The organism is Halorubrum sp. B53, from assembly GCF_059752395.1.
In genome coordinates this window covers 721,132-733,750 of the sequence record NZ_MWTH01000015.1, presented here as the reverse complement: position 1 = coordinate 733,750, position 12,619 = coordinate 721,132, and the positions used below count along the sequence as shown (strand labels likewise).

Genomic DNA, 12,619 nt, shown 5'->3' with positions numbered 1-12,619 from the left:
CCGGGATTGGCCGGCGTTCGGGGTAAAAGTCCCGTTTCGACTTACTCCTCGCGGCCCGCGAACGTCCGGTACTTCAGGTCGTCCTTCTGTACCTCCTCGACGATCCGCTCGACGATCACCTCTCGCGGGCGATGGAGCCCGGAGACGCGCTCGGACACCTCGGCGAAGCTCTCGAAGGGGCCGCGCTTGCGCTCGTCGAGGACGTTGTTCCGGAGCTGTTTGCCCACCCCGGGGAGGAGGTTGAGCTGGTGGAGCCGGAGGGTGATCGGGCCGGCCTCGTTGTAGAAGTCGACGAAGCGCTCCTCGTCGCCGTCGACGATCGCCTCGACGGCGTACTCCACCTCCGCGGCCGCGTTCCGGGTGAGGTCGTCGTACTCCACCTCGCGGTATCGACCGACTGCCGGCCCGTCGAGCGCGATCCGGTCGCTCACGGACGCCTCGGTCCCGTCGTCGAGCGCGAGCTCGTACAGCCGGAACGACTCGGTCCCGAGCCCGTACGCGACCGGCGTCTTCCGCGACGGCGGCCGGTCGTCGTCCGGTCGCCCGTTCGGCAGCACGTCCAACAGGACGGCGACGGGACCGTCGTCGGCGTCCGCCGCGTCGGGCGCGTCGGCGTCGGGATCGCTCATACTCGTTTTACGGTCCCGACCGGTGAAAAAACCGCTGCCGCGCCGACCTATCGAGAGAACTCGATCGCGGCGCCCTGCCCGAAGCCGACGCAGAGTGTCGCGAGCCCGCGGTCCGCGTCGCGTTTCTCCATCTCGTGGAGCAGCGTGACCGGGAGGCGCGCGCCGGAGGCGCCGAGCGGGTGGCCGATCGCGATGGCGCCGCCGTTGACGTTGAACCGCTCCTCGTCGACCCCGAGCTCGCGTCGCGAGTACTCGCACTGGGAGGCGAACGCCTCGTTGAGCTCGACGAGGTCGTAGTCGTCGATCGTCGTCCCGGCGCGGTCGAGCAGCCCGCGCGTCGCGGGCACCGGACCGATCCCCATCACGGTGGGGTCGACGCCGGCGACGTTGTTCGTGCCGACCTCCGCGAGCACGTCGAGCCCGTGGTCCTCGGCGAACGCCTTACTCGTGACCACCGTCAGCGACGCGCCGTCCGATATCTGCGAGGAGTTCCCCGCGGTCACCGTGCCGTCGCCCGTGAACGCGGGCGGCAGGTCGGCGAGCTTCTCGGCGGTCGTGTCCGGGCGGATCCCCTCGTCCGCCTCGACGAGCCCGTCGTCGGTCTCGACCGGAACGATCTCGTCGTCGAAGCGGCCCGACTCCGTCGCCTCCGCGGCGCGCTGGTGGCTCCGGGCCGCGTACTCGTCTTGCGCCTCGCGGCTCACCCCGTACTCCTCGGCCACCTTCTCGGCGGTCATCCCCATCTGGAGCTGGAAGACGTTGTACTCCTCCGACAGCTCCGGGTGGAGGTGCTGGTAGGAGTCGCCGTCCATCGGGACGCGGCTCATGTTCTCGACGCCGCCGGCGATAACGCAGTCGCGGTTCCCGGCCGCGATCGCGTCCGACGCGGAGATGATCGCCTGCATCGAGGAGGCGCACCAGCGGTTGATCGAGGTCGCCGGCACCGACTCGCCGAGCTCCGAGAGCAGCGCGATGACGCGGGCGACGTTGTTGTCCTGCTCGGTGCGCTGCTGGGCGACGCCCCACATCAGGTCGTCGACGTGGTCGCTCGTCAGCCCCGTCTCCGCGAGCGCGTGGTCGATGAGCGTCGTCGAGAGGTCCTCGCTGCGGACGTCGGCGTAGGCGCCCCCGTCTTTCCCCTGCGGCGTCCGGTAGGCGGCGGCGATCACCGGCGTGGTCTCGTCTGTCATGATCGTTTACAGACCGGTGACGCTCTTAAATGGCCGTGGAACCGCCGAAAATCAGACCCGAGTTTACTATTTATTCTCGAGGAGCGGCTCGCCGGTCATCTCCCCCGGGCGGTCGAGCCCGATCAGGTCCACGAGCGTCGGAGCGATGTCGCACAGCGACCCGTCCTCGCGGATCGCTCGCCCGCCGTCGTCGCCGTCGGGAGTCAGGTAGACGATCGGGACCGGGTTGAACGTGTGCGCGGTGTGCGGGTCCTCGAGCGTCCCCATGTCGTCGGCGTTGCCGTGGTCGGCCGTCACGACCGCGTGTCCGCCCGCGTCGGCGACCGCGTCGAGGAGCCGGCCGAGCTGCGCGTCGACCGCCTCGACCGCCTCGACGGCCGCGTCGAAGTCGCCGGTGTGGCCCACCATGTCCGGGTTCGCGTAGTTGAGCACCATCAGGTCGGGGTCCGCCTCCTCGATGATCCCGACCGCCTCGTCGGTGAGTTCCGGCGCGGACATCTCCGGCTGCTGGTCGTACGTGGAGACGTCCGGACTCTTCACGATCTCGCGCAGCTCGCCGTCGAACTTCACCTCGCGGCCGCCGTTGAGGAAGTAGGTGACGTGCGGGTACTTCTCCGACTCCGCGATCCGGAGCTGCGTGAGCCCCGCCTCGGAGACGACCTCGCCGATCGTGTTCTCGGGGATCTCCGGCGGGAACGCGACCGGGAAGTCGAACGTCTCGTCGTACTCGGTGGCCGTCGTCATCCGGATCTCCGGCTGGTCGACCTCGAACTCCCACTCGGGCCGGGTGTCCGTGAGCAGCCGGACGAGCTGGCGGGCGCGGTCCGCCCGGAAGTTGAAGAAGACCACGGCGTCGCCGTCGGCGAGCGCGGGCTCGTCGCCGACGAGCGTCGGCTCGATGAACTCGTCCGTCTCGCCGCGGGCGTGGGCCGCCGTCGCCGCCTCGACCGCCGTCTCGGCCTCGTGGGGCGCCTCGCGCTCGACGATGGCGTCGTACGCCTTCCGCGTGCGCTCCCAGTTCTCGTCGCGGTCCATCGCGTGGTAGCGCCCCGTGACGGTCGCGACGTGTCCGGTCCCGCGCTCGTCGGCCTTCGCCTCCACCTCGGCGAGGAAGCGGTCGGCGATCTCCGGGGCCGTGTCGCGGCCGTCCGTGAACGCGTGGCTGGTCGCCGGCACCCCGGCGTCGGCCGCGGCGTCGATCAGCGCGAGCAGGTGCTCGACGTCGGAGTGGACGCCGCCGTCGGAGACGAGCCCCATGAAGTGGACCCGGCCGCCGGTCGACTCCGCGTGTTCCAACGCGCCCGCGATGGCGTCGTTGTCGGAGAGCGAGCCCTCCTCGAGCGCGTCCGTGATCCGCGTGTACGCCTGCTTGACGACGCGCCCCGCGCCGATGTTCAGGTGGCCGACCTCCGAGTTCCCCATCTGGCCCTCGGGGAGCCCCACGCGCCGCCCGTGGACGACGAGCCGCCCGTCGGCGCCGCGCTCGGTCGCGTCGTCGAACGTCGGGGTGTCGGCGGCCGCGACCGCGTCCCGGCCGGCCGGCCGCCCCGAGGGGTCGACCGTCTCCCCGTCTCCACCTCCCGCACCGCTTCCGAGTCCCCAGCCGTCGAGGACGATGAGCGCCGTTTCCATACCCCTCGTTTCCCGTGACGGGGTAACTACCCTTCGCTCCGGACGATCGCGCGATTCCTCCCTTCGACGGCCGAAGCGCGTCCGACCGGCTCGCGCTCCGGAAGTCAGCCTTTTATATTCGTGACGCTAACTATACGTTAATGGACTCCGCGGTACTGCTCGATCTCCTCGGGAACGAGAACCGGCGGCGCATCCTCCGGCTGCTCGCGACCAAGCCCTGTTACGTCACGGAGATCTCGGAGTACCTCGACGTCAGTCCGAAGGCGGTCATCGACCACCTGCGGAAGTTAGAGGAGGCCGGCCTGATCGAGTCGACGACCGACGACCAGCGCCGGAAGTACTTCCGGATCACCCGCAGCCTCAGGCTAGAGGTGAGCGTCTCCCCGTACGGGTTCGGCGCGAAGAGCGCCTACCCTGCCAAGAACAGCCTCGACATGTCCGGGCGGTGTCCCCACCTCACCATCGAGGCGCCCGACGGCTCGGGGACGTCGAACGACATCGCCGACCTCGCAGGGGAGTACGCCCGCCTCCAAGACCTCGATCGCGAGCTGTCGCTGGCCCAGCGGTGGGTGCAGGGCCGGGTCGAGGACACGCTCGCGGAGATCGACGAGCGGCTCGGCACCGAGGCCGACAGCCGGTTTTACGCCGCGATCCTCGCCGCGGTGATCGAGACCGACGGCACGCCCGCGGCCGTGGCCGACGAGGTCGGCGCCCGCGAGGACACCGTCGCCGACGCCCTCGGGCGCCTCGCCGACGTCGGCGTCCTCGCCAGCGAGGTCGACGGCGACGCGGACAGCTACCGAGTCCGGTAGCGCGTCGGAATTCCGCGCTCTCCCAGCACGTCCGGCCGCTTCCGGAACCTTTTGAACCGCGCCCGGAGGAGGACGCGTGTGAGCCGAGCACGGGACCTCGCGTTGTTCCTCGTCCTCGCCGCTGTCTGGGGGTCCGCGTTCATGGCGATCAAGGCCGGGCTGGCGTACTTCCCGCCGGTGCTGTTCGCCGCGCTTCGGTACGACATCGCCGGGGTCGTCATGCTCGCGTACGCCGCCTACGCGGTCGACGACCCGATCCCCCGCGGGCGCGACGAGTGGGCCGTCGTCGCGGTCGGCGCGACGCTTATCATCGCCGCCTACCACGCGTTCCTCTTCGTCGGCGAGACCGACCCCGCCGTGACGAGCGCGGTCGCGGCCGTGATCGTCAGTCTCTCGCCGGTGCTGACGACCGTCTTCGCGCGCGCCTTCCTCCCTTCAGAGCGGCTGACCGTCGTCGGCGTGATCGGGCTCCTCGTCGGGCTCGTCGGCGCGGTCGTGCTGGCCGCGCCCGACCCGGCGAACCTGACCGGCGGCGGTACGGTCGCGAAGCTCCTCGTGTTGCTGGCGGCGGCCTCGTTCGCGCTCGGGTCGGTGCTCACCCGCGCGTCCGACGCCGACCTCCCGATCGAGACGATGGAGGCGTGGTCGATGATCGGCGGCGCGCTGCTGATGCACGTGGTCTCGACCGGACTCGGCGAGTCGGTCGCCGACGTCGCCTGGACGACCGAGGGGATCGCGGCGCTGGCGTACCTCTCGATCGCCGCCAGCGGGCTCGGGTTCCTCATCTACTTCGACCTGCTCGATCGGCTCGGCCCGATCGAGATCAACCTCGTCTCGTACGTCGCCCCGATCTTCGCCGCGCTCGCCGGGTGGATGTTCCTGAGCGAGGGGATCACTCTCAACACGGTCGCCGGCTTCCTGATCATCTGCCTCGGCTTCGCCCTCGTGAAGCGGGCGGCGATCCGATCGGCGCTCCGCGAGTACGGGACCGCCGGGTGAGGTCGTTGTCGCCGTCGCTGTCGCGGCCGTTGTCGCCGTCGCTGTCGCAGCCGTTGTCGCCGTCGCTGTCGCGGCCGTTGTCGCCATCGCCGTCGCCGCCGTTTCGTCGTTGGACGTGAACGACCCCCACGCCCGGCGATCCTTTTAGGCGATCCCCCGATACGGGCCGCCATGTTCCCCGAGACGATCGAGACGGAACGCCTTCGACTGGAGCCCCGCCGCCCGGAGACCGTCGACCTCGACGCGTGCTACCGGATCTGCTCGTCGGACCCCGGGATCGACGAGGTGACCGAGTACGTGACGTGGGACCCCCACGAGACGAAGAAAGAGACGCTGGAGTTCCTCGAACGCGGCCGCGAGCGGTGGGAGGACCGCGAGGCAGCGAGCTACGTCATCCGCCCGCGGGAGGGCGAGGACGGCGCCGGCGAGATAGCCGGCTTCGGCGGGTTCTCCGTCGACTGGGACCGGCGGACCGCCGAGCTCGGCACGTGGCTCCGGAAGCGGTTCTGGGGCCAGGGGTACTCCGGCGAGCGCGCCGCGGTCCTCGTCGAGGTCGCCTTCGACGACCTCGACCTGGAGGTCGTCGCCGTGAGCCACCACCCCGACAACGACAACTCGCGACGGGCGATCGAGAAGTACGTCGACCGTCTCGGCGGCCGCCGCGAGGGCCGCCTGCGGAACACGCTCACCTTCCTCGACGGGAGCGTGCACGACGAGGTGCGCTACACGATCTCGCAGTCGGAGTGGCGCGAGGCGACGAGCTGACGGGGTCGGGGCTAAACGGCCTTTTCTGTCTCTGAAACGATTTCTTTCGACGCTCATCGCGAGCCAACAGACACTTATCACGGCCGAAACGACTCCGGGTGCATGTCAGCCCCCGATCGAACGAACGGCCCGAACGCAACGAGCGGAATCGTCGGCGGCGCGGCCGCGGGCGCCGTCGCGTACGTCCTCGGCTACCTGTTCGCGTACGTCACCCAGCAGTCGGCGGTCGAGGAGCAGCTGGCGGGGTTCAACTTCTTCGCCGACCTGTTCGGCGGCGACCCCATCCCGACGTGGCAGGCGATCGGGTGGGTGTTCTACAACGGGCACTTCGTCGACACCCAGATCCCGTCGCTGGTCGGCGGGTCGCAGTCGACGAACCTCATCTCGCAGGCCGACGGCGGGTCGCTGACGCTGTTGTTCGTCGTCCCGCCCGTCCTGCTGGTCCTCGCCGGGCTCGTCGCGAGCCGGGTCGCCGGCGCGACGGAGCCGGCCGACGGCGCGAAGGCCGGCGCGTTCGTCCTCGTCGGATACCTCCCGCTGGCCGTGATCGGCGCCCTCCTCTTCCGGTACTCGGTCGGCGACGGGAGCGTCGCGCCCGACCTCGTCACGGCCGTCCTCCTCGCCGGCGCGGTGTACCCGGCGCTGTTCGGCGCGGTCGGCGGCGCGGGCGCGACGCTGCTGAGCGACTGAGAGAGCTATACCAGGACGGTTCGTTTCGGAGTTCAGTAGTCGGCCTCGTCGGGGTCGAACCGGTCGCCGTACTCCCGGACGGGGTCGACCGGCCGGCCGTCGTCGGTCTCCGGCGCGACGTAGTCGATGAACGACTCGACGTCGGGCTCGCGGACCCGGACGTCGACGTCGATCTCGCCGAGCTCGTCCGGCTCGCCCACCGCGAAGTTGACGACGCCCTCGAACGCGGCCTGCTTTTTCAACGAGAACGCGAACCCCTCGTCGGTGCTGTTCCGCAGGAACACCCGGCGGGCGGTGTCGAGGATCTCCTGCTCGTGGAGCACATCCGAGAAGGCGTCGAGGGTGTGCGCCTCGGCGACGAGGCGGCCGTCCTCGTGGACCGGCTCCGCGTCCGGGAACACGTTCCGCACCGCGTCGTCGACCCGATCGGTGGCCTCCGTGTCGCGGACCGGGACCTCTATCCGCACGTCGATGCTGTAGATCACGCCCCGCCACCTCCGGCGTTCGTGGCCGGCGTCGACTCCGCCTCTCCGTCCGCCTCGACGCCCAGCACGTCCCGGACGCGGGTCCGGAACTCGTCGAGCGTCCCCGTGTTGTCGATCTCGACGTCGGCGCGGTCGAGGGTGTCGCCGAGGCCGAGGTCGATCTCGCGCTCGTCGCGCTCGCGGAGGGCCTCCAGGTCGGAGTCGGAGTCGTCGCGGCCGCGGGCGTCGAGGCGCTCGGCGCGGAGCTCGAAGGGCGCCCGGACCGCCACGAGCGTGAAGTCGTCGCCGAACGCCTCGCGGAAGCGCTCCAGCTCGACCGTGGAGCGCAGGCCGTCGACGAGCACGGCGTCGCGGTCGCTCTCGGCGGCGGCCTCGCGGATCAGCGGGAGGGTCCGCGCCGCGATGGCGTCGTCGCCCTCCTCCTCGCGGAGCGCCTGCGCGATCCGGCCGTGGTGCTCGGCGGGGTCGAGCCCGCGGCGGCGGCATTCCGCCCGGATCACGTCGCCCATCACGACGACCGGGATGTCGGCCGCCTCGGCCACGTTCGCCGCCTCCCCCTTCCCGCTCCCGGGGAGCCCGACGGTTCCGATGACGTTCATTAGCGCGGAGTAGTCCCGTGCCGGACTTAGGTCTGCTGTTGCCGCCGTCCGCCGGCGCGAACCGTCGGCGTTTTTTATATCGGGCGGTAGAAGAGGAGGTGAGGGCACATAGCTCAGCTCGGATAGAGCGTCGGACTTCTAATCCGACGGTCGTGGGTTCGAATCCCACTGTGCCCGTACAGCGAGGAGCGGAGCGACGAGCGAACCGGCACGCAGGGGATTCGAACCCTATCAGTCGCGCGCAACGAGCGGCGGAGCCGCCGCCGGTCCGGCGATCAGGAGGAGATTCCTCGCAACCGCTCCCTGACCGCCGGCTCGACCTCGTTACCGATCCGCACGCGACTCGCTCCCTGATCGAACGTTACCTGCACGAACCGCGGGAGCCCGGAGCGGGGCGCTCCGGGATACGCCAGCACGGGCACGAGCGCGCTCCCGTCTCGGACAGCGTCCGCGGACGGCGCTCCCTCCCTGGCGAACAGCGATCGGCCGGACATGGCGGTGACCAGGGACTCGCGCCAGTCCCGGTTCCCGATCATCCTGTTCAGCTTTTCGACGTCCATCGACGTCTTCGCGCTGTCGTCCTTACACTCGACGAGCAGCAGCCGGCCGTCTTTGCAGTACACCAGGTCGTTTATCACCGCGTTCTTGTTTTTCGTCAGGCTCTGCGCGCCGCCGGGTTCCTTGATCTCCAATCGCGGGACGTCGGTGCCGCGCGGCGGGTCGCTCGCGAGGAGGTTCCAGTCGTCGGCTCTGAACAGCCGCTTGGTCCGGACGTACACCTGTTCCTCGGAGGTCATCGATACCCGTCCAGCCGGCCCTGGTCGCTCTGCCGGAACTGCGCGAAATCGGTCAGCGTGTCGTCGGACAAAACGAGGGCGTCGGCGCAGGCGTACCACAGCGACGTCTTGTTCCCCGGCTTGTACGGGTGGTAGTCGAACCACGTCTCCCGGTCGATCTTCGGCATGTGCAAGACTAGGTTGCGGTCCCTGTCCCGGACCGTCGGCCCCGTTCGGCAGTAGAGGTAATCGTACGCGAACTGCGACCCGATGTACGGGTCCGTGCGCCGAGTCTGGAACTTGAAGTCGCACACCACCGTCTCGCCGCGGTCCGTCCGGAACGACCCGTCTCCCGTCAGCCCGTCATACTGCGCCACCGCGGAGTCCGTCGACCGGATCGCGACTGAGTTCGGGGGGGTTTCGTACGGCGCGTACTCCGAGAGGATCCGCTTTGCCCCCTCCTCCGACTGCGCTCGGATCTCCTCCGCTGCCGGCACGGCCGGATCGCAGTCCGCCCGCAGGAACTCGTCCACGAACCGGGCGATCAGCTCGTCCTCGGAGCCGTCGTGAACGAGCTCGTAGTCGTCGTCCGTCGGCCAGGGCGGGATCAGCATCGGCGTCTCGTTGATCTCCTCGATCCGTCGAAGCGCCTGGATCGCTCGGTGGTTCAGATTCGTCTTACTGGCGTTCTCGCCGTGCTTCTTCGCGGCGTACGGAACGAAGAAGACGCCGGGAACCCCGAGTTCGGCGGCCTTCACCAGCCTCGCGACTCGCTGTAACGGATTCTTCCCCGTGGGAACGTGCCCCGTCTTTTCGACCACGAGAACGGGCGCTCCGTCTCGGAGCAGGATGATGTCGGGCCGATCGTAGCTGGCGATCTCTAAGACGGGCTCCGGCGAGTCGTCGTCCAGTCGGGAGATGCCGGCATCGGAGAGCCGCCCCGATAGGTTCTGAAACCAGTCCGCTTCCTGAATCGCGTCGTGAACGATCGTGTACTCACTCATTTTGCATTACTTTCTTCGACACTCTGTCTCCCACTTCCGTGAGCCTGTAAACCCGCCCGCGCTTCCGGTGTGGGTTGATACACGTAACGAGAGACTCGTCCGACAGCTCGGACAGCACGTTACTCACGTGGTTCAACCGGATGTCGGCGCTCTCGGCGACCTGTTTCGGCGTCATCGGGTTGTCCTTCAGCGCGGTGACAACGGACACCCGTCGTTTGCTGCTTGACACGTAGCCGTACAGGTCGAGCTCCTCGTCGGATAGCCCATTATCTTCGGCCTCTCCGGGCATCGTGTCGGAATAAATGAACACGAGATGGATAAGAAGTAGTTACGGTTTACACACGAGTTACCTATATATCACCTACAAAATACTAACTGAATACACACGAGTTACCTCACAAAAGCTAATATACCCGGGAACACAACCTCTCGGTAAGATGGCCGAGAAACGCGATTCTAACGATGTCGTTTCGAGCTATCCGTTCTCCGAGGACGACGGCTCGAACGGTTCCGACGACTCGGACGGCGAGGACTCGTTCGTCTGTTCGGACTGCGACCGGGAGTTCGAAACGAAGCGGGGGTTGAACATTCACCGGGGCCAACAGCACGACCGAGATGGGGAGTAGGATGGACGTCGTCGACCTGTTCTGCGGTGCCGGCGGGCTCTCTGCGGGGTTCGATCAGGCGGGGTACGACGTCGTGGGGGGCGTGGACTTCGAGGGCGCGTTCGCCGCGACCTTCGAACACAACCACGACGCGGAGTTCGTCGAGGCCGACCTGAGTGAGGTCACGGGGACCGGCGTGTTGGACCGGCTGGGGTACGACCCGGGCGACGTCGACGGCGTCATCGGCGGCCCGCCGTGTCAGGGATTCAGCCTGGCGGGCGCGAAGACCGACCCCGCGGACGAGCGCAACTTCCTCGTCACCAACTTCATCAAGTCGGTGTACGAGATGGAGCCGGACTGGTTCGTCATGGAGAACGTCCCCCGTATCACGACGATGGAGGACGGGAAGGTGTTGGAGTATATCCTCTCTCAGTTCGACAAGATCGGCTACCGCACCGGCTGGTCGGTGCTCAACGCGGCCGATTACGGGGTTCCGCAGAGCAGGAAGCGCGCGTTCTTCATCGGGCACAAAGCCGGCGAGAAGGTGGCGTTCCCCGAGGCGACGTTCCGGAACTCGACCGAGCAACAGACGCTGTCCGCCGACCGGCGCCCCCCGCGCACGGTCCGCGACGCGTTCGGCGACCTGCCGTCGCTGGACCCGGGAGAACAGAAGACCGCCTACGCGTCTGACCCGGACGGGGAGTACCAGCGGGAGATGCGGCGCAACGGCCCCGAACTGACGAATCACCGCGCACCGAACCACGGCGACACCGTCGTCGAGCGGATCGAAAAGGCCGCTCCCGGGGAGAAGATCCCGTACGACAGCTGGTCGCAGAAGCGACGACTCGCGGACGGGGAGCCCGCCCCGACGCTCCTGGCCGGACCGCGGCCGACGTACCACTTCGCACATCCGTCGGACGACAGGGGGCTCAGCGTTCGCGAGCGAGCGCGCCTCCAGTCGTTCCCGGACGACTACCTGTTTAAAGGCCCGATAGCGAAACAACGGCAGATGACCGGGAACGCCGTGCCGCCGCTCCTGAGCCGGGCGGTCGCGCGCGAGATCTCCGCGCAGATCGCGCCGGCGACGTAGCGGGGGCTCCACCGGGTCGGTTTTCTTCCTCGGCTCGCGTCCGACCGCTCGCTCGGAACCCCTCGTCCCCCAGGGTGTGAAACCGTCATCCGTTACCCGCTCGCGCCGCCGCAGCGGGCCCTCCTGCGGCCGGTTTCGTGCGGATGGCGCCACGGACGAGGGGCGTTCCGTCTCAGTCGTGTCCGCACGGGCCCGTCAGGCGCCGGCCGAACCGGTCGGCGCAGCCCCGACAGACGCCGATGTCGACACGGGCGCCAGCCTCATCCGCGGGACAGCTCTGGGCATAATGTAACCAATATCGGGATCTAACAACTGTTTTGTAACTGTTTGCGTTTGTTCTACCTGATGGATCGACGGCGATACGTGCAGCTCATCGGCGCCGGCGGAGCCCTCTCGCTTTCGGGCTGTGTCGGCGGCGCGTCGACCTCGGCGGAGCCCGGCCCCGAGGCCGAGACGAGCGGGGAGACGCTGACCGTCGCGACGGCGACGACGACCCGGGACAGCGGGCTCCTCGACGAGCTGGTTCCGGGGTTCGAACAGAGGTTCGGGTCGTCGGTGGACACGGTCGCCCGCGGCACCGGCGGGGCGCTCAGGACCGCCCGGAACGGCGACTGCGACGCGGTGCTCGTCCACGCTCGGTCGCTGGAGGACGAGTTCCTCCGGGCGGGACACGGCGTCAACCGGCGCGCGGTCATGGTGAACGACTTCCTGCTGGTCGGCCCTCCCGAGGACCCGGCCGGCGTCGCCGGCGCGGACCCGGTCGAGGCGGTCGCGGCGATCGCCGCGGCCGAGGCGTCGTTCCTGTCGCGGGGCGACCGCTCCGGCACCCACCTCCGGGAGCGCCGGCTGTGGAGCGAGGCGGGGATCGACCCCGCGGGCTCCTGGTACCGCGAGTCCGGACAGGGGATGGGAAACACGCTGGCGATGGCCGCGCAGTCCGGGTCGTACACCCTGACCGACCGCGGGACGTTCCTCAACGTCGGCGAGGGCGGGCTGACGGCTCACGTCGCGCGCGGCATCGCGGACCCGCCGCCGCTGCTCCGGAACGAGTACGCCGCCATCCCGGTCAACCCCGCCCGGCACGACGTGGCGTATCCGCTGGCCATGGCCTTCCTCGGCTACGTCACCGGCCCCGGACAGGCTCGGATCGAGGAGTTCCGCGTGGCCGGCGAGCGCGCGTTCCGACCGCTCGCCCGGTCGCCGGAGCCGCGGTTCGACCAGTACGTACCGAGCGGCTGGCCGGACGCCGACGACTCCTGACCCCTCCCCTCCGCTCTCCCTCTCCTCCGTCGTCCGCCGGCCATCGGAGGCGTCTCCGGCCGACGGTTCCGCGAGCCACACGC

General features: G+C 69.1%; 15 protein-coding genes and 1 tRNA gene. 8 read left to right on the top strand and 8 right to left on the bottom strand.

Annotated features, from left to right (window positions below):
• Positions 1-41: 41 nt before the first annotated feature.
• From B4V06_RS16245 to gpmI, 3 genes are all read right to left on the bottom strand, one after another.
• Positions 42-629: a DUF655 domain-containing protein gene (locus tag B4V06_RS16245; protein WP_123113006.1), complete on the bottom strand. Its 588-nt coding sequence runs from the start codon at positions 627-629 to the stop codon at positions 42-44.
• A 47-nt stretch (positions 630-676) separates the two neighbouring features.
• A complete protein-coding gene (locus B4V06_RS16240; protein ID WP_123113005.1) occupies positions 677-1,819 on the bottom strand; it encodes a thiolase family protein in 1,143 nt (380 codons plus the stop codon).
• Between the two features lie 66 nt (positions 1,820-1,885).
• The gene (gene gpmI, locus B4V06_RS16235; protein WP_498170621.1) at positions 1,886-3,451 is read right to left on the bottom strand and encodes a 2,3-bisphosphoglycerate-independent phosphoglycerate mutase; all 1,566 of its coding nucleotides are present in this window, start codon (positions 3,449-3,451) and stop codon (positions 1,886-1,888) included.
• Positions 3,452-3,591: 140 nt separating this feature from the next.
• On the opposite strand from gpmI, the gene B4V06_RS16230 reads away from it, so the two are divergent.
• The 4 genes from B4V06_RS16230 to B4V06_RS16215 all read left to right on the top strand — a co-directional run bounded on the left by B4V06_RS16230 (position 3,592) and on the right by B4V06_RS16215 (position 6,717).
• Positions 3,592-4,263 (top strand): ArsR/SmtB family transcription factor, encoded by a 672-nt coding sequence (locus B4V06_RS16230; protein ID WP_123113003.1) that lies wholly within the window; start codon positions 3,592-3,594, stop codon positions 4,261-4,263.
• A 78-nt stretch (positions 4,264-4,341) separates the two neighbouring features.
• Positions 4,342-5,262: a DMT family transporter gene (locus B4V06_RS16225; protein WP_123113002.1), complete on the top strand. Its 921-nt coding sequence runs from the start codon at positions 4,342-4,344 to the stop codon at positions 5,260-5,262.
• A 171-nt stretch (positions 5,263-5,433) separates the two neighbouring features.
• A complete protein-coding gene (locus tag B4V06_RS16220) occupies positions 5,434-6,027 on the top strand; it encodes a GNAT family N-acetyltransferase (protein ID WP_123113001.1) in 594 nt (197 codons plus the stop codon).
• Between the two features lie 102 nt (positions 6,028-6,129).
• Positions 6,130-6,717, top strand: a complete 588-nt coding sequence (locus B4V06_RS16215; RefSeq protein WP_123113000.1) for a DUF7978 family protein — start codon at positions 6,130-6,132, stop codon at positions 6,715-6,717.
• Positions 6,718-6,749: 32 nt separating this feature from the next.
• Here B4V06_RS16215 and B4V06_RS16210 read toward each other — a convergent pair whose 3' ends face one another.
• A complete protein-coding gene (locus B4V06_RS16210) occupies positions 6,750-7,202 on the bottom strand; it encodes an RNA-binding domain-containing protein (RefSeq protein ID WP_123112999.1) in 453 nt (150 codons plus the stop codon).
• Complete coding sequence (locus B4V06_RS16205; protein WP_123112998.1) at positions 7,199-7,801, bottom strand: AAA family ATPase; 603 nt, start codon at positions 7,799-7,801, stop codon at positions 7,199-7,201. The genes B4V06_RS16210 and B4V06_RS16205 overlap by 4 nt, the downstream gene beginning before the upstream one ends.
• A 102-nt stretch (positions 7,802-7,903) precedes the next feature.
• Here B4V06_RS16205 and B4V06_RS16200 point away from each other — a divergent pair.
• Positions 7,904-7,978: transfer RNA gene (locus tag B4V06_RS16200), tRNA-Arg, on the top strand.
• Positions 7,979-8,076: 98 nt separating this feature from the next.
• Here B4V06_RS16200 and B4V06_RS16195 read toward each other — a convergent pair.
• From B4V06_RS16195 to B4V06_RS16185, 3 genes are read right to left on the bottom strand one after another with little or no spacing between them, the layout of a single operon-like run.
• Positions 8,077-8,598, bottom strand: coding sequence for a hypothetical protein (locus B4V06_RS16195; protein ID WP_498170619.1), 522 nt, complete (start codon positions 8,596-8,598; stop codon positions 8,077-8,079).
• Entirely contained in the window at positions 8,595-9,581 is a 987-nt protein-coding gene (locus tag B4V06_RS16190; protein WP_498170618.1) for a hypothetical protein, read from the bottom strand. The genes B4V06_RS16195 and B4V06_RS16190 overlap by 4 nt, the downstream gene beginning before the upstream one ends.
• Positions 9,574-9,870, bottom strand: coding sequence for a transcriptional regulator (locus B4V06_RS16185; protein ID WP_498170617.1), 297 nt, complete (start codon positions 9,868-9,870; stop codon positions 9,574-9,576). Before B4V06_RS16185 ends, B4V06_RS16190 begins: the two co-directional genes overlap by 8 nt.
• A gap of 148 nt (positions 9,871-10,018) precedes the next feature.
• On the opposite strand from B4V06_RS16185, the gene B4V06_RS16180 reads away from it, so the two are divergent.
• The 3 genes from B4V06_RS16180 (at position 10,019) to B4V06_RS16170 (ending at position 12,536) form a co-directional block, all read left to right on the top strand.
• Complete coding sequence (locus tag B4V06_RS16180) at positions 10,019-10,207, top strand: hypothetical protein (RefSeq protein ID WP_123112993.1); 189 nt, start codon at positions 10,019-10,021, stop codon at positions 10,205-10,207.
• Position 10,208: 1 nt separating this feature from the next.
• The gene (locus B4V06_RS16175; protein WP_498170616.1) at positions 10,209-11,276 is read left to right on the top strand and encodes a DNA cytosine methyltransferase; all 1,068 of its coding nucleotides are present in this window, start codon (positions 10,209-10,211) and stop codon (positions 11,274-11,276) included.
• Positions 11,277-11,621: 345 nt separating this feature from the next.
• Complete coding sequence (locus B4V06_RS16170; protein ID WP_123112991.1) at positions 11,622-12,536, top strand: ABC transporter substrate-binding protein; 915 nt, start codon at positions 11,622-11,624, stop codon at positions 12,534-12,536.
• Positions 12,537-12,619: the final 83 nt, after the last annotated feature.